At 59.4% G+C, this 20,155-nt stretch carries 13 protein-coding genes; 10 read left to right on the forward strand and 3 right to left on the reverse strand.

Annotation, left to right across the window (positions count from 1 at the left end; translation table 11 throughout):
• The first annotated feature begins 80 nt into the window (after positions 1-80).
• From B8783_RS17490 to B8783_RS17530, 9 genes are all read left to right on the forward strand, one after another.
• Positions 81-2,261, forward strand: a complete 2,181-nt coding sequence (locus B8783_RS17490) for a TonB-dependent receptor (protein WP_169711845.1) — start codon at positions 81-83, stop codon at positions 2,259-2,261.
• Positions 2,262-2,276: 15 nt separating this feature from the next.
• Positions 2,277-3,554 (forward strand): TRAP transporter large permease, encoded by a 1,278-nt coding sequence (locus B8783_RS17495; RefSeq protein WP_084421591.1) that lies wholly within the window; start codon positions 2,277-2,279, stop codon positions 3,552-3,554.
• A complete protein-coding gene (locus tag B8783_RS17500) occupies positions 3,551-4,552 on the forward strand; it encodes a TRAP transporter substrate-binding protein (RefSeq protein WP_084421592.1) in 1,002 nt (333 codons plus the stop codon). The genes B8783_RS17495 and B8783_RS17500 overlap by 4 nt, the downstream gene beginning before the upstream one ends.
• A complete protein-coding gene (locus tag B8783_RS17505) occupies positions 4,549-5,064 on the forward strand; it encodes a TRAP transporter small permease (RefSeq protein WP_084421594.1) in 516 nt (171 codons plus the stop codon). Before B8783_RS17500 ends, B8783_RS17505 begins: the two co-directional genes overlap by 4 nt.
• Positions 5,064-5,942: a bile acid:sodium symporter family protein gene (locus B8783_RS17510; RefSeq protein ID WP_084421596.1), complete on the forward strand. Its 879-nt coding sequence runs from the start codon at positions 5,064-5,066 to the stop codon at positions 5,940-5,942. Before B8783_RS17505 ends, B8783_RS17510 begins: the two co-directional genes overlap by 1 nt.
• Complete coding sequence (locus B8783_RS17515; protein WP_084421598.1) at positions 5,926-7,515, forward strand: class I adenylate-forming enzyme family protein; 1,590 nt, start codon at positions 5,926-5,928, stop codon at positions 7,513-7,515. The genes B8783_RS17510 and B8783_RS17515 overlap by 17 nt, the downstream gene beginning before the upstream one ends.
• Complete coding sequence (locus tag B8783_RS17520; RefSeq protein WP_084421600.1) at positions 7,512-8,261, forward strand: enoyl-CoA hydratase/isomerase family protein; 750 nt, start codon at positions 7,512-7,514, stop codon at positions 8,259-8,261. Before B8783_RS17515 ends, B8783_RS17520 begins: the two co-directional genes overlap by 4 nt.
• Before the next feature lie 13 nt (positions 8,262-8,274).
• Entirely contained in the window at positions 8,275-9,459 is a 1,185-nt protein-coding gene (locus B8783_RS17525) for a glycine C-acetyltransferase (protein WP_084421602.1), read from the forward strand.
• Between the two features lie 558 nt (positions 9,460-10,017).
• Positions 10,018-11,733 (forward strand): thiamine pyrophosphate-dependent enzyme, encoded by a 1,716-nt coding sequence (locus B8783_RS17530; RefSeq protein ID WP_084421604.1) that lies wholly within the window; start codon positions 10,018-10,020, stop codon positions 11,731-11,733.
• An 8-nt stretch (positions 11,734-11,741) separates the two neighbouring features.
• Here B8783_RS17530 and B8783_RS17535 read toward each other — a convergent pair whose 3' ends face one another.
• Genes B8783_RS17535 through B8783_RS17545 form a run of 3 tightly spaced genes read right to left on the reverse strand, consistent with a single transcriptional unit; the run spans position 11,742 to position 18,437 of the window.
• On the reverse strand, positions 11,742-13,490 hold the full coding sequence (locus B8783_RS17535; RefSeq protein ID WP_084421606.1) for a CocE/NonD family hydrolase: 1,749 nt from the start codon (positions 13,488-13,490) through the stop codon (positions 11,742-11,744).
• Positions 13,491-13,498: 8 nt separating this feature from the next.
• The gene (locus tag B8783_RS17540) at positions 13,499-16,615 is read right to left on the reverse strand and encodes a glycosyl hydrolase (RefSeq protein ID WP_169711846.1); all 3,117 of its coding nucleotides are present in this window, start codon (positions 16,613-16,615) and stop codon (positions 13,499-13,501) included.
• Between the two features lie 31 nt (positions 16,616-16,646).
• Positions 16,647-18,437 carry a long-chain-acyl-CoA synthetase gene (locus B8783_RS17545; RefSeq protein WP_084421609.1) on the reverse strand — a complete coding sequence of 597 codons (1,791 nt, stop codon included), beginning with the start codon at positions 18,435-18,437 and terminating at the stop codon, positions 16,647-16,649.
• A 312-nt stretch (positions 18,438-18,749) separates the two neighbouring features.
• Here B8783_RS17545 and B8783_RS17550 point away from each other — a divergent pair, with 312 nt between their 5' ends.
• Positions 18,750-20,147, forward strand: a complete 1,398-nt coding sequence (locus B8783_RS17550; protein ID WP_084421611.1) for an MFS transporter — start codon at positions 18,750-18,752, stop codon at positions 20,145-20,147.
• Positions 20,148-20,155: the final 8 nt, after the last annotated feature.

Genomic DNA, 20,155 nt, shown 5'->3' on the forward strand with positions numbered 1-20,155 from the left:
TAATTAAAGAGCTGTGGCAGGCCTGCATTCCCCACGGTGGGCCGCAGCTGATGCCTGGGGCTATTGAAATGGGAGCAGTCATGACTGAGGTGAGCAGAAATAAATCAAAGACGCGGGCCATATTGAAATATGGCGGTCTAACCGTGGCCTCGGCCGCGCTTATCGCAAGCGCCCATGCCGAAGATGCAAAGACACTGGATACCGTCACCGTCACGACGCAGAAGCGCGAACAATCCATTCTGGATGTGCCAGCCGCAGTGAGCGCCGTATCGGCGGAAACGCTGGAGGCGGCGGGGGTGACCCGTCTCGACGATCTCTCGACCTCATTCCCGAACGTCTATCTCAATACGAACAACTCACTACGGACCACGACCATCACCATCCGCGGGGTTGCCTCGAACCCGAACAATCCGGGTGTCGATCAGGGCGTGGGTGTCTTTGTGGATGGCATCTATCAAAGCCGCCCGACGACCATAAACACCAATCTCTATGATCTCGAACGGGTCGAGGTCGTGCGGGGGCCGCAAGGCGCGCTTTACGGCAAGAACACGATCGCGGGCGCCGTCAATCTCATCTCGAAATTGCCCGGAGACAAGAGCGGCGTGGAAGGTGTTCTGAGCCTTGGCGATTATGAGGCGCTCACTTTATTCGGTGCGGCCGACCTCGTCATCAGCGACAAGGTAAAAGCCCGCGTGTCGGCGTCCTCCCAGCGCCGCGAAGGCTTTACCGAGAACACTTTCACCGGGTCGGACCTCAATGATCTCGACGGTACATCAATGCGGTTTGCGGTGGTCGTTGACCCGGTCGACAGCCTGCAGCTGATCTGGCGCGGCGATTTCGCGGAAGACCGTACGAACCTTGGCGGGTCGGAAGTGCTCAACAATGGCGTGCTCTCTGGCTCACCTCTGGCCGATGCCGATCCGGAAGACTTTCGCATCTCCAATGATTTCGACCCTGTGCAGAACCGCGACCTCTGGGGAACCTCGCTACAGGCCGACTGGTCAATCGGAACTGGCAAGCTGACCTCGCTGACCGCTTACCGGGATTATCAATGGTACAATGCCAGCGATAACGATTTTACCGTTTTGAACCAGCTGCGCTCCGGCATTACCGAAGAACAGAATCAGTTCTCCCAGGAATTGCGTTATACCTCCGCGCCGGGGGATACGTTTGACTATATCGTTGGCGCCTATTTCCTGAAGGAAGAGCTCTCGGCGATTTCGAACGCGGTTATCGGTCCGGATCTCGGTGTCTATGCTGCCGAGACGCCTATCGACATCTTCGCGGACCTGGAAACGACATCCTATGCGATTTTCGGTCAGGCTAATTACTATTTCAATGAAGCGCTGGGGATATCGGCAGCCTTGCGAGCCGCCCATGATGAAAAGGAAGTCATCCATTCATCCATTGGCGATCCGTATGGGGCGCTGCTTCCAACTCTGCCAGAGTCGAAACAGTCACGAGAGGATAATGAGTGGACGCCATCGATTAGCCTGAACTGGAATGTCGGCGCGGACGGTCTGGTCTATGCCTCCTATGCGCGGGGCTACAAATCCGGTGGTTTCAATGTCTTCTCGATCTCGCCAACGGATTCGGCCGAGTACAGCCCTGAGTTTGTGAACAGCTATGAGCTGGGTGCAAAGTCATCCTTCGCGAACGGCACTTTGTATGGTGCCGCAGCCGTCTTTTTCCTCGACTACACTGATCTTCAGGTGAACCAGCTTATCAATGTCGGAGGTGTCCCGACCTTCACAACGTCGAACGCCGCTGAAGCCGAGAGCTGGGGAATTGAGCTGGAGGGCAACTGGATGCCGATCGAGGACCTCGTCCTGACGGCGTCCTACGGCTATCTGAACGGCGAATATTCCGATTTCGAGAACGCCACATCCGCCGGCGCGGACTATAGCGGCAATACACTGCCGGAGGCACCGGAGCATTCGGCCTCTCTGGCTGGTAACTATCGCCATCCGCTGACATCGGCGCTCGATTTCACCCTGCACGGTGACGCCAATTATCGCAGCGAAGTCTTCTTCAGTGCGTCAAACGAGCCGGACTACACGCAGGATGCCGTCACGCTGGTGAATGCGCGAATCGGTGTGGCGGCAGCCGACGACAGTTGGAGCGTCACACTCTGGGGGCGGAACCTCACGGATGAAACATATGCGGTCGGCCGCAGCGCCGGCGTTATCATTCCAGGCCAGCAGATCCAGTCGCTCGGTGCGCCTCGCACGGTTGGTATCGAGCTTCGCGGCAAGTTCTAGGCCGTCGATATCAAGATGAACCGCCTGTCCGCCCTTGCTGCCTTAATTGCCACGTCCTGTCTGGCAGTCGGGCTGGCCTATATCATGGGGGCGGCAGGCATTATCAGCTTTTACGCCATGGGTATGGGGGAGTTCCTGCAGGCTTTGCCGCGCAGGGCCTTCTCCCAGCTCGACGTCTTCGCATTGATGGCTATGCCGCTCTTTATCCTGGTCGGTGAGCTGATGAACCGGGGTGGCATCACGCGGTCGCTGATCAGTCTTGCTTCGCTCTTTGTCGGGTCGGCGCGCGGCGGTCTCGGGCATGTTAACGTTGCCAGCAGTGTCTTCTTCGCCGGGGTTTCCGGCTCTGCCATGGCGGATGCAGCTGCCCTGTCCTCGACCCTGGTTCCGGCGATGAAGGAAGAGGGATACTCCGGCGTTTATGCTGGGGCGATCACGGCCGCATCCTCGATCATCGGGCCGCTGATTCCGCCCAGCATCATCATGATCTTCTATGGTGCGATCATGAATGTGGACATCGCCGCGCTGTTTGCTGCGGCCATTGTGCCGGGCTTGCTGCTGAGCGTGGCCTTGCTGGTCGCCAACGGCATCTTTGCGCACATTCATAACCACCCGGCCATGGGAAGCCGCCCGCCTGTCGCCAGCACCTTGCTGAAAGCCGGCCCGGCTTTGGCCCTGCCGGTCGTCATTCTTTGCGGAATTGTCTTTGGTATCGTCACGCCGACAGAGGCCGCCGCAATCGCCGTGGTCGTTTCTCTCGGTGTCATCGGTCTGGCGCGGGCCCTTAGCTGGTCCATGTTGAGATCTTCGGTAGAGAGCGCCGCTATTTTTACGGGCGCTATTTTCGCGATCATGTTCGCCGCAGCGAGCCTCAACTATCTGGCCGGCGTGATCGGTGCGCCCGAGACAATCTCGACCTGGCTTATCGACAGCAATTTCGGGCTTGTTCAATATCTCGGCGTATTGACTGGGATCTTCATTCTCGTCGGCATGCTGCTCGACACACAGATCGCTTTGGTTCTGCTGGCGCCCATTCTCGTGCCTGCGGCTTATCCGCTAGGCGCCGACCCGGTGCACCTGGGTGTTGTGGTGTGCTTCACCATCACGCTTGGCCTGATCACCCCGCCTCTCGGGGGTGTCGTACTTGTCGTGTCAGCCGCCACCCGCGAATCCTACTGGCAGCTGATGCGGGCGCTGCTGCCCTTCATCCTGATCGAGTTCGCGGTGCTTGGGCTGTTGCTTTACGTCCCGGAGCTGACTTTGGCTCTGCCACAGGCGCTGGGGCTATTATGATGCTAGGGATCGATCGACGCATGTTCCTGATGGGGGCGGGCGGTAGTTTTCTGGCGGCCTGTTCTGGAGAACAATCGGCTGGGCGCCTGCGCACCTGCCTTGCCGGCGGCGCCAATCCTGATGCGAATGGCGTATGGATCTGGATGGAGGCTTGCCTCAACCTGCTGCGCCAGAACGGAATGGACTTTCTTCTCAGCACGAACGCGGCGCTTGGGCGCGAGGAAGACCGGAGTGAGCTGGTGGGGCTCGGTCTGTTGCACCTCAATGATGCTGGCATTTCCGAGGTGACGGCCTTCAGTGACATCTATTTGACGGCGCAGCTCCCCTTTCTCTTTGACGACCTCGCCCATTTCGACCGCCTCATATCTGATCCTGAGTTCCTGCAGGACGTGAACGAAGAATTGGGGCGCGCTGGCCTTGTGCTGATCGATGCGGCCTTCCTGGGCGGAATGAGCGGAATTTTTACGACCCGCCAACCGGTCCACAGCCTGGAAGATATGCGGCGCCTTCGCCTCCGCGCCATGGATCGCCGCGACCTCGTGCTGATCCGGGCCTTTGGGGCCGAAGGGGTACAAGTCGCTTGGGAGGAAACGGCCCAGGCTCTTCAAACCGGTATAGCAGACGGGTATCTGAACCCGCCGCTCGCCCCGGTTCTGTTCGGTCATGGCACGTATCTGCGATACTTCACCGACCTCCGGATTGCCCCCGCGCACCGTCTAATCGTGGCCTCTGCGCGCTGGCTTGAGCGCCTGACATCGAACGAACGTGCTCTGCTTGAAAAAGCCTTCCGGGCCGGGCACCGGGCGAACCGGGCGTGGACAGTTGAGCGGCAGTCGAATGATCTTGAATCGCTGGCCAGCATGGGCATCGAGGCGATCGTGCCGGGCGCGGAAGATCGGGAGCAATTCAAGACCCGTGCCCGTGCGGCCTATCCGGAATATGCGCCTGCTGGCCTGATCCGCAAGGCGGAAGCGCTTGCAGGAAAGGTCGCGGAATGAGTGAGACCATCCCCGTTTTTAGCCACCGTCTGCAACGTGTAAGCGCATGGGTGAACACTGCTGCGCTCGTGCTGGCCTCCGTTCTGCTTTGCCTGATGGTCGGACTGGTCGTCGTGCAGGTTGTTGCCCGATACATTTTTCAGGATGCCCCGGCCTGGACAGAGGAAGCGGCCCGCTACTGCATGGTCTGGAGCGCGCTTCTCGCCGCGAGCTGCGCCTTCTACCAGGGCGTTGATCCTGCACTGATCAAGGTCGGGCAGAACGCGTCAATGGCGCAAAAGCGCGGAGCGCGAATTGCACGTTTCTTGTTTGTCAGCATGTTTGCAGGCACGCTTCTTTTTCATTCGGCAGGTATGCTTCAGCGGGCCTCGCTGCGTCATACCGAGGCGCTGGGGCTCAATCTCGCTCTGGTCATGATGGTCGTGCCGGTGTTTTGCTTGCTGATCCTGTTTCATGCCGCGGTCCAGCTCGTGTCCGGCGCCGTTATCGGAGAGGAGGCTTCGCCAATCTGATGGCCATTATATCCGACTTCATCCTTCCGGGGGCCCTTGCCCTGATCATGCTCGGCATGGGGCTTTCCCTTAAAACAGAAGACTTCGTGCGGTTTATCTCGCGGCCCGCGCCGGTCCTGGGCGGCCTCATCAGCCTGCTTCTGCTGTTGCCGGGAATAGCTTATGTGATTGCATATCTGTTTGGCATGCCACCGGTTCTGGCGGTCGGTCTCGTTCTGGTCGGCGCCTGCCCTGGCGGAACATTTTCCAACCTGCTCACCTATTATGCGCGCGGAAACCTTGCGCTCTCGGTAAGCCTGACAGCGCTGGCAAGCTTCTTCGTGATCTTCACCATGCCTGTGATCGTCGAGTTCGCCCTGTCGCGTTTTCTGGGCGAGGCTCGCACCATTGTCCTGCCTGTCGGCGAGACGATGCTGCGCATTATGCTTCTGACCATTTTACCTGTCGTGATTGGCATGGGTATCAGCCGGATCAGGCCTCGTCTCGCGCAGCGTTTTGCTGACCCGGTCAAGAATTTCGCCGGCGTCCTGATCGTGGCGGTGTTCGTGTCCATCATCGTCTCGGAACGCGAGACGTTCTTTGCCGCCCTGAAGGTGACTGCGGTGCCTGTCATCCTGCTCAACCTGGTTTCCGTTCTACTGGGGACGGTGATTGGTTTTGTGGCGCGCGCCCGCGCGCCCGAACGCCGGGCTGTGACCCTCGAACACGCCATCAAGCAGGAAGGGCTTGGCATCTTTATCGCCCTTACCCTGCTGAACACGCCGGAAATGGTGCTGCCGCTGATGTTGAACTCCCTCGTGGGACTGTTCGTCGGCAGCACGATTGTCGGCTTTGCCCGATTCCAAGGAAGTGAACCAAGTAATGAATCCTCCACCTAAGCTCCCGCCGCGGCTGAGCCGTATCAGTGATTACCCTGCCCACTATGCAGCTCAGACGCCGCATGCTGAGGCCCTCTCCGGGACTGGCGGCGAATATACCTATGCGTCTTTTGCCGAACAGGTGGATGCGATCGCGGCCGCGCTACTGGCTCGTGGGATAAGACCGGGTGATGTCGTCGCAACTCTTTCCCCGCCGCGGGCCGAGTTCTTCATTCTCTTCCTGGCGACGGCAAGGATTGGGGCGATCTGGCTCGGTCTGAACCCTCGCGCGACCCAGCGTGAACTTGCTCATATTCTGGACGACTCTGATCCGAAACTTGTCTTCAGTATTGAAGGTATGGGCGAACGCGATTTCTGCGCAGACCTGTCCGATCTGGGAATCGGTCAGGAAAGCCTCGTTATTATTGACCAGGCTGAAGCCTTCGGCCGCTTCCTCGCGCAAGGCCGCGCGACCAGCAGCGACACACTGTCCGAGGCCATCGATGCCGTCACGCCAGAGAGCCCAGCTCTGATCGTGTACACGTCCGGCAGCACCGGCAAGCCAAAGGGGGCGATGCTGTCCCAAGGCGGCATGGTCGGCAGTTTTTTCACGCAGTACCTCGTGGCAGGCGTCGAAAATGTCCGGATACTGAACAATCTTCCGATCAACCATATTGGGAGTGTCGGCGATGTGTCGTCTCACGCCTTGATCGCTGGTGGCTTGATCCATTTCATGGACCGGTTCGATCCGGCGGGATCGCTTGAGGCGATTGAGAGCAGGAAGCTGACCGTCTGGGGGCAGGTGCCTGTCCAGCTCCAGCAATCGCTGGAAAGCGAAGCTTTTGGCCGACATGATCTCAGCTCCCTCGAACTCATCTTCTGGAGCGGCGGCGTGGCACCGGTTCCCCTCGTCGAACGTCTTCAGACGCTCGCCCCGCGTCTTCTTAATGCCTACGGGATGACAGAGGCGACCAGCAATGTCTGCTATACGAGACCTGACGCCAGTGCGCGCGAATTGTCCGAAACGGTCGGCCAGGCTGCTCCTGATTGTGAGATCCGGATTGTCGACGAGGCAGGAGAAGTACTGGGCGCGGATCGCGACGGCGAGATACAAGTGCGCAGCGACCGATTGATGCTGGGATACCTCAACCGTCCCGAAGCGACGGCAGGGACAATCGACGAGGAGGGCTTCCTTCATACGGGAGATGTCGGCAAGTGGGGCGAAGACGGCCTCTTGCGGCTCACAGGGCGCAAGACCGACATGTTCAAGTCAGGTGGCTACAATGTCTATCCGCGAGAGATCGAGCAGGTCCTGGAGGCGATTCCGGGCGTGAGCGTCGCGGCGGTCGTTGCGGCGCCTCATCCGGTGTTCGGTGAGTCCGGCGTGGCTTATGTACAGCCTGATCGGGGCGGCGCCCTGACGCAAGAGCGCCTACGTGAGGCCTGTGGACGGCAACTTGCCAATTACAAGATTCCCAAAAGGTTCAGGATACGCCAGGCATTGCCGCTGCTCGCGATCGGCAAGGTCGATAAGGTCGCCCTGAAAAACGATGCCGAGAAGGCCTTCACCCATAGCGACAAGGTGCAGTCATGAGTGCCGTGCTCCACGAAATCGATGGTCCGCTCGCCCGCGTGACACTCAACCGCCCTGACGTGCTGAATGCGATCAACAATGAGCTGCTTGAAGGGCTTGCTGATACGCTCGACCACGTCAACAGCCTGCCGGATGTCAGGGTCGTCCTTCTGTCCGGGACGGGACGAGCCTTCTGTGCCGGTGATGATTTGACGGAACTCAATTCCGGAGCGGAAATCGAGGTCGAACCGGCCTATCTCGTCGCTCGGTTGCAGGACATTAGCCGGTCAATGATGTTCAGCGACAAAATCTACCTCGTCTGTGTTCAGGGATGGGCGATTGGTGGAGGTCTGTCCTGGGTCCTCAATGCCGATCTCGCGATTGTTGAACGCACGGCAGGCGGGTTCTTCCCGGAAATCGGTCTTGGCCTGTTCATGAGCGGGGCCGTCACGACGCTCTTGCCTGAGCGGATCGGTCATCCCAAGGCCATGCGACTCTTCACGTCCGGGGAAAAGGTCACAGGCGAAGATATGGAGCGTATGGGGCTCGCTTCCCATCTGGCGGAAACCGGTAAAGCGGCGGCCATGGTCGAGACCGTAGCGTCGGACCTGCTCGCCCTGTCGCCGGATCTGCTGAAGGCGGTGAAGCGCGTCTACACTGATACGGGTCGGTCGGTGATCGAAGCGGCGCTCAAGGAAGAAACTGCCACGCTCACGCGCGCGCTCGAGGCGGTTGAGAAAGTGCGCATCGCTCCCCAAAACTCCTGATCGGGTGACACCCATGACCGAAACATTCCTTGAAAGCCTGAGCGCTCAGCTGGACGACATCCGCTCGGATGGTTTCTTCAAGCGCGAATTGATGATTACCGGCCCGCAGGGCGCGGCGGTTCGGGTCCAGACGGGCCAGAGTCTGATCAATCTGTGTTCAAATAACTATCTTGGTCTTGCGCAACACCCTGAGATCCGGGAGGCCGCGAAGCAGGGGTTGGATGACTGGGGATACGGCATGGCATCCGTCCGCTTTATTTGCGGAACGCAGACCATCCACAAACAGTTGGAAGAGTCGATCACACACTTCCTGGGTACGGAAGACACGATCCTTTATCCGTCCTGCTATGACGCGAATGGCGGGCTGTTCGAGACGTTGCTGGACGACCGGGATGCGATCATATCGGATGAGCTAAACCATGCGTCGATCATTGATGGGATCCGGCTCTGCAAGGCCCGCCGCTTTCGTTATCGCAACAATGACATGGATGACCTGGAAGCTCAGCTTAAGGCTGCAAAGCGGCGCGGCGCGAGGTTTATCATGATCACCACAGATGGCGTCTTTTCCATGGACGGACTACTCGCGAATCTGAAAGAGATCTGTGACCTCGCCGAGCAATATGGCGCACTGGTCCATGTCGATGACAGCCATGCCACCGGCATTGTCGGTCCGACCGGACGAGGAACGGCGGACGCGTGTGGATGCATGCACCGTGTCGACATCGTCACCGGAACGCTCGGTAAGGCGCTTGGAGGCGCAAGCGGTGGCTTTACCTCGGGACGCAAGCAGGTGGTTGAGTTGCTGCGACAGCGGTCTCGCCCCTATCTTTTTTCCAATACGGTCAGCCCGGCTCTGGTTGCCGGCGCCATCAAGGCTGTAGAGATAGCCGACGCTGGCGCGGGCCTTCGTGCCAAGCTGACCCGGAACATGCAGTTGTTTCGCGACGGTCTGACGGACGCCGGATTCGATCTGATCCCGGGCAGCCATCCAATCATTCCAGTCATGCTCTATGATGCCAAGCGTGCTGTTCGGCTGGCCCATGCGCTCGTAGAGCGCGGCGTTTATGTTGTGCCCTTCTCTTACCCGGTTGTGCCACGAGGCAAGGCCCGTATTCGCTGTCAGATAACGGCGGCTCATGAGACTGCAGAGCTGGAGAGGACAATCGACCAATTTGCTTCGGCACAAGCTGAGCTTTAGCCGATGCGCCAGGAGCGTAGATAGCAAGCCATTGTTGTGCTTCGAATTATCAACGCAACAAAAGCTCGCCAATGGCGGGCTGTTTCAGCAACACAAAGATCTGGTCTTCATATCCAAGGGATGCGTGGCGGCGTCGTCAGACAGGAGCAAACGTGCCCCTGATCTGGGGGTGTCCGGCTTATGCACATCCATGTTTTCTAGTGCGGGTGATCGCTCCCGGGCCGTCAGATTCTGGCGCTGATTGGAAAGAACTGGTTCTCGCCACGAAGCTAGCAGCGGAAAACGGACTTGCGGGAAGATCGCTAGAGCGCTGATCTTCCTTTGGGTCTTGAGGGAACGGTCTGACATGTGGCTGGTTTAATGGTGCGAGACGTCAGGATATGGCAGTTAAATAGCGGTTTTTCTGGTGATGTCTTACATCGGCTTTGTAAGGTCAGTTAGCCAAGGCAGCCGGGAGCGTTATCCGAGCCTCAACCCGGGGGCGCATCACGATTGGCCGTCCATCGGCACCGCCGCCTTCAATCCTTGACCGGCAGCGAATTATTCAGAGGAAAAGGTATGGCAAAAACTGTAGCTCACATCGTCGTTGACGCTCTTGAAAAAGCAGGTGCCAAGCGGGTTTATGGTATCCCCGGCGATACAATCAATCACTTCACGGATGCGGTCGCCAAATCCGATCTGCGTTGGATCTCCGTCCGGCACGAGGAAGCCGGCGCGTTTGCCGCTGGCGGTGAATCCTACATGACGGGCGAACTATCCGTCTGCGCCGGGACATGCGGACCGGGATCGCTCCACTTTGTGAACGGGATCTATGAGAGCCACCGCAACGGTGCGCCGGTTCTCCTGATCGCGTCCGACGTTGCGCGCACCGAAAGCGGCTTTAACTTCCCGCAGGAAGTCGATCAGAAGAAGATCTACGAGCAGCACTCGCATTTTTGCGAATACATTTCCCATCCCTCGCAGGCCCGCCGCATCATCACCAAGGCCGCGCAGACTGCGCTGACCAAGAAGGGTGTGGCGGTCGTCATCGTGAACGGTGACATGTTCACCGAAAAGGACGACGACGCGATGGACTGGCAGGTCTATCGGCCGCAACCCATCTGCCGTCCGAACGATGCCGAGATGGCCGAGCTTGCAAAGCTGGTCGATGCAGCGGGCAAAGTCTCTGTCTATGCGGGTATCGGTGCGCGAGATGCGCGCGAGGAAATCATCGCCTTTTGCGAAAAGGTCAAAGCGCCGATGGTGCACACGACCAGAGCCAAGGAATTTCTTGAGCCGGACAATCCCTACAATGTTGGTGTGAATGGTATTCTCGGTAACCAGGCCGGTGTTGAAGCCCTGGAGGATGCTGATCTGGTTATCACGCTGGGCTGTGACTTTGCCTACACCCAGTTTTATCCCGAAGCGAAGAAGATCGCGCAGATCGATATTGATCCTACCCATCTGGGGCGGCGGTCCGCCATCCACTGCGGTTTTGTCGGAGATGCGAAGACAACCATGGCCGCGTTGCTGCCGCTGGTTGAGGCGAAATCTGATGAGCGCCACCTGAAAGCCCAGCTCAAGCAGTGGGACAAGGACCTGCAGGGTTATCTGGACGAGGGCAAGGAAAAGGATCCCTCGCTGATCCATCCGCAATTTGTGGCGAATATGCTAGACAAGAAGGCGGCCGACGACGCCATTTTCGTGTCCGACGCCGGGACCTCCATGGTCTGGATGTTGAGGCACCTGAAGGCCAACGGGAAGCGGCGTTTCCTCAATACCCTGCTGCACGGCACCATGGCGAGCGGCATGCCGCAGGCGATGGGCGCAAAGCTCGCCTATCCAGACTGTCAGGTCATCGCCATGTGCGGCGACGGCAGTTTGACCATGCTAATGGGCGATCTGCTGACCCTGGTGCAGGAAGATATCGCACTGAAGCTCGTGGTCTTCCACAACGATACATTCGGTTTTGTCGAGATGGAGCAGCGCGTTGAAGGTCTGGTCGATCATTTCACCACTCTGAAGAACCCTGACTTTGCCAAACTGGCGGAAGCGTGCGGGTTTGCTGGATGGCGGGTGGAAACTGCCGATGATCTGGACCAGGCGATGGACGCCTGGCTTCGTCATGACGGGCCGGCTTTGCTGGATGTGAAGGTCAACCAGATGGAACTGGTCATGCCGCCCAAGATCAAGGCCTCTCAGGTAGCCGGAACGGCGCTCTTCGGGGTCAAGGCGGTGCTCGATGGCCGGACCAAGGAAGTCGTTGATCTTCTGCGCAACAACTTCTTGCGATAAGCAGACCTCTATTCTCTTTCCATTGTCGGCAGGTTGACCGATCCGCCAGAGAGCGTTTGGCGGGCGGTGGACGGAGCAGCGATTTCGCTCCAGACGCCGGACTTGTTCGGATGCGCCGGGAAAGCGGGAAAGTTCGATGACGAAACATCAAGCCGCAACCGTGAGCCCGGCGATAGTGTCCAGTCAATCGGAACAAGGTCGAAGACGAGGGCGCTGCCAGCGGCTGTCGAAGAGGGGCGGTAGGTCTGTATGTCGTCGCGAATGTTGAGCACGCGGCCATCCTCGAACACCTCCGAGATTTTCACTGTGAACGCCGTTTCCGGCGCGTCGGTCTCGACGTCGAGCGAAACCTCAATGCTGCCCGCGATGTGAAGCCCGGTGTCGAAGGGCTCGCTCAGGAAGGCAAGGATATCATCCCGCTCGCATGCCGTGCTCCCCTGGTCGGCGATGGCGGGTGGGGCGATGTTCGGATTGAGCAGAAAGGCCCCGCCATTGGTTTCAACCGGGGTCGCCGGGTCGTAGGTGTATTGCGCCGCGGCCTCCGGTGATGGGGGCGCGGTTTCAACGAGGTCGCCCCCACACGTCGAGGATTGGTTGAGCTTAGTCAGGTGGAGTTGTAACGGCTGTCGTTTGGCAGGCGGCCAGGAGTCGGCAGTCTGCCACCGGTCAGCGCCGTTTTCATAATAGATGACGGGATGTTGCAGCGCTTCGGGGAGGGGAGTGCCCTGCAGGTGGTGATCGAGCCAGGCGAGGGTGGTCTCAAATGTCTGAAACCGCTTGTCGGTGTAGTTCAACTCATTTGTCAGACCCCCATGCTGTCCAGGCTGGATCAGGAGTAGGCTGCCCGTGCGGTTCGGTAGGTCGTCCACCCGGTTCAGTGTGCCTTCCAGGAAGAAGTCATGCCAACGGGCAATCCAGAGCACGGGCACGTCGACAGAAAGGTAGGACTGGTCGATCTGGCGGTAGAAGTCCTGCTGCCAGTAGGGATCCGTCCTGTCGGGGTGGGCGATATAGTCGGCATAGGAAGGCCAGGCGCCCTTGAAGAGGTCTTTTGGGGCATCGCTTGCCGGACGGACGGGGACGACGGTTTCCAGCCACTGTTCGGTGGCGTTTTCCTTGTCCTGAAGCGGGTGGAAGATTTCCGCAGACCAGAGCCCGGCAATGCCCTGCGTGAAATGGCCCCCGCGATAGACCATGTCATAGAAGCCGCCATGCGAGGTGGTCGGCACGATCGTCTTCACTTCGGGGGGCAGGCGGTCGGCAACGGCCCACTGGACGAGGCCGAGATAGGATCCGCCAACGAGCGCAATCTTGCCGTTCTGGAAGACCTGCTCTGTCAGCCATGCGAGCGTATCTGCGCCGTCATCGGCCTCGTGCTTCAACGGGTACCACTCACCTTCGGATTCGCCCTGTCCGCGAACGTCCTGATGTACGCAGGCATAGCCGTATCGAACATAGTAGTGGCACGTGAGATATTTTTGGAACTGGTAGGCATCGCGCACGAGAAGCGTCGGCCACGGCCCTTCGCCCTTAGGCGTGTAGATATGGGTCGACAGTTTCGTGCCGTCCCGCATGGTGACCCACTTGGTTTCGACCGAGAAATCCGTATTTTGAAAGGCCGGGCGCGGGCCGATCAACTCCTTTGTGAATTGGTCGACCGCCATGCGGCCCAGCGTCTGCCGGAAGGCGAAGCCTATGACGGCAAGAAGGACGACAAGCGCCAGCACGCCGACCAGAATTTTTTGCCAGAGTTTCATGTCTCGTCTTACTCGCTGTCAGTTGCAAGTGGCGGCGTTTGAGCCGGGGCCAGCAGCTCCAGCTGGACGGGGCCGAAGAGCCCCATTGGCGCCAGCTCCTCCTGTTGAGGCAGGACTTGCTTGAGGAGTGGATCGCCCGCCAGCGCCTTGCCGACCAGTTCATTACGCCTTGGCTGCTTGATGGTTATTGCAAGCGTGTTGCGGCCCGGCTGCAGGGCGTCGCCGAGATTGATCGTCATGGGGGCAAGGCCGGCCGGCGGAAAGTCCTCGCCGTTCACACGGAGCTGAACCACGCCCTCGACACGGCCAAGAGAAAGCTGCGCCGGGCAGGGGCAGGGCGCGTCCGTTTCAAGCTCAAACGCGGTCGAGTAGACGAGCGGTTGGTCGGCATGTCTGAACCCATCGACGGTTCGAAGGTCTGGCAGCGAGGTCCGATCGTCCAGCGTGAGCTCGCCCGATCTGATCGTCCATGGCCCGTTGATCTTTATGGAATTGGTGATCGCGTCTGGCGCGGCGCCGATGCCGGAGATCGCCTCATCAGAGAAGATCAGGAAGCGGGACTGAAGGCCTGACAGGTCGACCTCAAACGCGCCTGTCTCTATTGGGGTAGCGTCCCATGCCTCGCCCGCCGCGGCGTCGAACCAGTAGGCATGGGCATGCTGGCGCGCAGGCACGGCAAGGGCGGTGTGCCGGTCGCGCGACTGGTTGACGAGGAAGTGAATTTCCGTCCCGGCGGCGAGATATCGGGCGTAATGCCGGATTGTCTCGTTCTGGTCGAGGCGCAGCGCCGGAGCCAGCCAGTCGATGAACTCCTCAGACGTGTCTGGCCTGCCATTTGAGGCGAACGCCGCAGCCGTTTGAGCAATCCAGGCGTCGTTCCCCTCAAAGTCCAGGAAGCCGGGCTGGCGCCTCGGCGGGGCACCCGAGATGGTGATCCGGTCTGCCATGTCTTCTGACCGTGTTAGGGCTTCTAGGGTCGCGCGTTCGATCCAGGGGGCGTCCGCAATCAGGATTCGGGCTTTATCGTTGGTAGACGGATCAAAACGGGCGATGCCATCATCATTGATCCAGGACCAGGTTATGCCAGCCTCATTCAGCTTTTCAGTCAGTGGGCGGATCTGTTCCAGCCAGCGCAGGCGCGGGTCGATCCGGTCTTCCGGGGCGCGCTCGGGCAGTTTGCTGAAGGGGATCGAAATCGGCTCGTCACGCTTCGCCTGTGCTTCGCCGGGCAGGGCACCCATGAACAGGAACTCTTCCGAAAAGACGTCAGAATCCTCGATCTGATGCGGGAAGCCGAGAAACGGGTAATAGATGAAGAGATCAGAACGCTGATGGCCCGCTTTCAGGAGCGACTGGGCGCGGGTGAGATAGGCATTGAGCTCAGGCAGTACCTCCCAGACGGGAGAGGCAGGGCCGTAATTGCCCGAGAAGTTGCTGTCATTCTCCGGCCCGGAGAAAGGATACCAGCCGAGATCACCGAATTCTTCGCTGTAGGCGTCATCCTGCGGCACATAAGGGATGCCGTGATAGATAATCTGGTTCACGCCGCTCAGGAAAAGCTTGTCGGCGGCGGCCTTGATCTGCTCCGGAGACACGGCATAGGCGAGCTTGTACCACACGAAGGACTCGGCGGAGACGATCGGCCGGTCATAGAGTTCCGCGCCCGATGTGGCGAGTTTGAGGGCGTATTCCGAGCCGCCCGCGAAGAGCTGCTCGGTCTCAGGCATCGTGTTCTGTCCCATGGCTGCCAGGACATCGAAATCAGACCCATAGGTCTGTGCCTTGGAGACGAGGCCGCGCGCTTCGGCCCAGTCCGCACTGGCATTGGCGAAGCGTTCGACGATGAGGTCCGAGACCGTTTTCTGGTAGTCGTGGCGGATCCGCTCGTCGGTCTCGTCCAGACTGAAGGAGGGGGCCGGTTGCTGGCGGCCGACTTCGGTCAGGAAGAAATTGTCGCGGGCCGGGATGAAGATCGCCGGGAGGTGTGGTGTGAGATCGTAGCCGCGCCGCTTTTTGAACTCTTCAAGGATGTCGGCCGCGCCGAGTCTATCCAGCTTGAACTCGAGACTGTCATTGAAGACGCCCATGAATGGATCGCCATAGAATTCTTCCAGGCCGGTTCGGGGGCCATAGGCGTAGCCATAATGCCCGGCGACGATGTCCGCATCGAGATGATCGATGACGTAGCCGCTGCGGTCTGAAGCGATGAGAGTCGGCGCCTCGCCCGCTGGCTGGGTATAGATAGCGATGATCGACCAGTTGCCCTTGGGCGCGTCCCAATTGAGCCGGTCGCCATCGACGAAGCTTGAGAGATCAACGACAGAGTCAGGAGCGAGCTGCACGGTGTCGGTAACATCCAGCGGGTTGGAGGCGTGCTTTCCGGCAACTGGCGTGGCGGCCAGAACGGCCAGAATCTGTCTTTCTTCCGGGACGAAATTGGAGAGGTCCGCCCCGAAGAAAATTTCGCCGACAGCCATCGAAGTGTCGTTGTAGTTCGGTTCTGGCGCTGGCAGCTCAATCGTTATCGCACGGCCGCCTTTGACGCGCTTTTCGGCGTAACGGATTTCCTTCATGCCTTCGGTCACCGGAACTTCCGGGCCCCCGGCCGGCCAGCCGCTGAGGTGGTTCAGGTAGACCTGCATATCCAACCTCTTGGCGCAGGACATGACGCCGCTCAGCGTGGCGTAATAGTCTTCGCTGTCGAAACTGTTGATGCGCGCCTGCCAGGTCTCATCCTCGATGATGGCGAGGCCTGCATTGAAAGGCTGGATTTCAACGCCGCCAAAGCCGGCATTATGCAGGTCTGCCAGCTGCGCGCAGGCCGTCTCTGCGTCGACGTCACCGCCGGGCCACCACCACCGCGTCCACGGCCGGGCCTTTTCATTTAGCAGAGCATCGTCAGCCAAGGAGGAAAGGGTTTGAGGATTATAGAGTTGCGGGGATGCTTGCGGCCGCACGGTTTCGTCCAGATAGGCCGTTAGCGAAGACGGCGCTGGATCGGCTTCTGGTGGGGCCATCGCGGCCTTGATACGCTGCTGCGCGAGCAAATAGCCAGCTCCACCTGCGCAGACTCCAAGCCCGAGGACAATCGAGAAACCGATACCGGTCCATTTCAGGATGCGCATGAGTTCTTCCTCCTCGGTGACGTGTCCGCGCTCAGAGCCGGATGGTACCGGCCTCGATCTGCTCAAGGTCTGCGGATGTGATGGGCCTGTAGGTTTTGCCGGACGGATCGATGATCCAGACATCCTCCTCGCCCGGCGACGGCAAATAGGATTGGCGGACAAGATCGACTTTGCGGAACTTCATTGTGCTGGTGATTTCCTGATCAGGAAGCACGCGCAGGAAAACGGGTCTCGCATAGCCGGGCAGTGAGGCCGTGACGTGCCGGTACAGTTCGCGCATGTCCGGGGCTTCAGACACTGAAATGGCGGCCATGCCGGCGCGGCCCTCCGCATGCGGGATCGCCACGCCGAACACGTTTGACATGGTGACGATATCGCTTCTGGACAGGACGTCTTCCACTTCGCTGGTCGACACGTTTTCGGACTTCCAGCGAAACGTATCGCCCAGCCGGTCGACAAAATAGAAATAGCCGTCCTCGTCCTGCCTCAACAGGTCGCCGGACCGGAACCAGGCATCGCCCGGCTCGAAAACGTTTCTGAGAATTTTCTTCTCCGTGGCGGTCTTGTCGCTGTAGCCATCGAAGCGCCAGCGCGAATCCCCTTCCTGTATCTTGCCTGCCGCTTCACCCGGAACGCCTGTAGGCGCCTCCCGGCAGAGCCCGCCGGCGGTTCTGTGCACGTCTCCTGTCGCAGGATCGACATCGATCAGCCGCACGGGCATTCGATCTTTGATGATTGGGGGGATTCTTCCGACCGCACCGGGGCGCGAATCGAGGTTGATCAGCGAGATATTGCCTTCGGTTGAGCCGTAGAACTCTATAATTTTCTGCACGCCGGTGCGCGCTGCAAACTCAGTCCAGATATTGCGCCGCATGCCGTTGCCGAAGGCGCACCGCAGCTTGTGACCGCGTTCAAGCGGGGAGGGTGGATTGTTCATGAGATACCGGCCAAGCTCTCCCACATAGACAAACATCGTGGCGTCGAGCTCATGCACATCCTGCCAGAACTGGCTGGCGGAGAACTTTCTACGCAGGATTACGGCGGCGCCGCTCAGAAGGGCCGTACCAGCCCCGCAGAGGCCGGTCGTGCCATGGTATAGCGGCAGCGTTTCGTAAATCCGGTCGCCTGGCCCGGCCCGGGTTGCATCAATGAAGCCGGACATCATGGTGAGGCAGCGGGCATGGCTCATCCGTGCAGCTTTGGGCAGGCCGGTTGTCCCCGACGTGTAGATCAGAAGCGCAACGTCCTTGCCCTTAAGCCCCGCGCGGATCGACCGAGGCGGGCGGCGAGCCGAAAGCGTCGCCAAGCCGTGTTCGGAGAGGTCACTGGTGCCGAGAACGCTGAGTTTGGTGTCGGTCAGCTCGCCCTGAATGTCTTCGACCGCGTTGCTCAGCGCGGCGCCGCTGATAATGGCTTTTGCCTCAGCCGTCTTAAGACAATGAAGCAGCCCGTCGCCTTTCAGATTGTTGTTGATCAGAGCGACGGTGACGCCGACTTTGGACAAGCCAAACCAGATCGCGATCACGTCTGGATGATTGTCCAGGAAAAGCGCGGCGGTATCGCCCGGCTTCAGACCGGAGGCCATCGCCCAGGCAGCAAAGCGGTTCGCGCGTGCTTCGAGGTCAGAATATGTCGTCCTTTGCCCTTCGAAGAGAAAGGCGAGTTCGTCGGAATGCCTGTCAACGCTGGCTTCCAGCATGTCGGGGACAAGGATGTCGGCATCCGGTTGAAAGGGCCGCGTGCGCTGATCGATCTTTCGCAGCCCGGACAGATAGATGAAGTCGCTTTTCAACCGGTTCCACAGGCTAAGTTTTTCAGCCATCAGCGGTCCTCACGAGTGTTTAGACGTTTTAGGCCAGTTTTTGACCCGGTTTTGAGATTAAAAGAGAAAGCGGCAGACGGGATCCTGTAAGTATCAGAAATTACTTGCATTTATCATGTCCTCCGCCATCTTCTATTAATTCCAATTGGAATGTTTCCTGCTGTCTAAGTCGAAAAATACCAGTTTGTCCAGCGCAATGGGGTTGATTTAAATTCCAGTTGGAAACATTTTGCCTCGCAATCAAACTGGCACTGCCATTCTGTGCCGATAACAAACCGGGAGGACGACAATGGCGGCATCGGGTGCCCAGCAATGAGCATGCTTGATCAGCATGGATACGCTGCCAGGTCTGCCCCGCAGCTCGGCTTCCGTAGGCGGCTTGGCTTTGGAGTCGGCGACTTCGGGATCAACGTTTTCTGGAACATGACGAATTTGTTCGCCATGTTCTATTATACTGACGTCGTCGGCATATCGAACACAACGGCCGGTCTGATCATCTTTGGCGCCATGCTCTGGGACACGGTTACCGATCCGGTGATCGGCGTCGTCGCTGAGCGGACGAGAACCCCTGTCGGTCGCTTCCGTCCTTATCTCTTCATCGCTGCAATCCCGCTCGGAATATCCTTTGCGCTCATGTTTAGCGTGCCGATGGCAGCGACGGGGGCTGCGGCGACCTTCGCATTTGCCACCCAACTGATCTTCCGGACATTCTACACGCTGGTGGGCGTGCCCTACAGCTCGCTCTCGGCGCGGATGACCCAGGATTCGGACGAGCGGGGCGCGCTTGCCGTGCACCGGATGATGTTTGCCACCATTGCCGGCATCGTGATTGCTGCCTTCACACGCGATGGCGCCGCCCTGCTGGGGAGCGGCGACCTGCATGCCGGATTCCGGAGCGTCTCTGTGCTCTATGCCTTCATCGGTGTTGCGGCCATTCTCCTCTGCGCCTTCTCTACCCATGAGCCATCACCGGACGAGCCGGGCGGCGAGCTCAGGCCGGGCCCGAGCATTCGCGATATTCTACGCATGCTGAGGCACAACTCAGCCTTCTGGACCGCCTTCGCCATCATCCTGGTCGGAATGTGCGGCGCGACGATCTCCAGCAAGGCGGTTCTCTACTATCTCAAATACAATCTCGGCGCTGAGGAGCTGACGGGCGTGACCCTGCTGTCGGTTGCCGTGACGATCATGCTAGCGGTGCCGTTCTGGGGCGCGCTTTCAAAGCGCATCGGTAAGCGCCAGGTCTGGGCTTGCGGCTGCGCGATCGCCGCCATCGCCACCTCGGCCCTCTGGTTCAATCCGTTCGAGTCGCCCGTTTCGGTCATCCTGATCCTGACATTTGGCGCTATTGGATCGTCGGCGAACTATTTCAGCACTTGGTCCACGCTTCCCGATACGGTCGAGTTCGGGGAGTGGAAGACGGGGGTCAGGTCCGAATCCACGATTTTCGGCGCCGTCGCGTTCGCCCAGAAGCTCGCGCTCGGCTTTGCGACCCTGATTGCCGGCCTCCTGCTCGATGGCTTCGGCTATGTCGCAAATACCGAGCAAACGCCGCTCGCGCTGACCGGCCTCAAGGTCATGATTTCGATCATCCCGTTCTGCACCGCCATCATCTGTCTGGCCCTGGTGCTCACCTATCGCCTCGATCAGCAGTTCCACGCTAGGATTGTCCGTGAAATTGCCCGGCGTCGAGAAACAGACCCCAGTTGAAAGTAAGC

The organism is Henriciella litoralis, assembly GCF_002088935.1.
GTDB classification, from domain to species: domain Bacteria; phylum Pseudomonadota; class Alphaproteobacteria; order Caulobacterales; family Hyphomonadaceae; genus Henriciella; species Henriciella litoralis.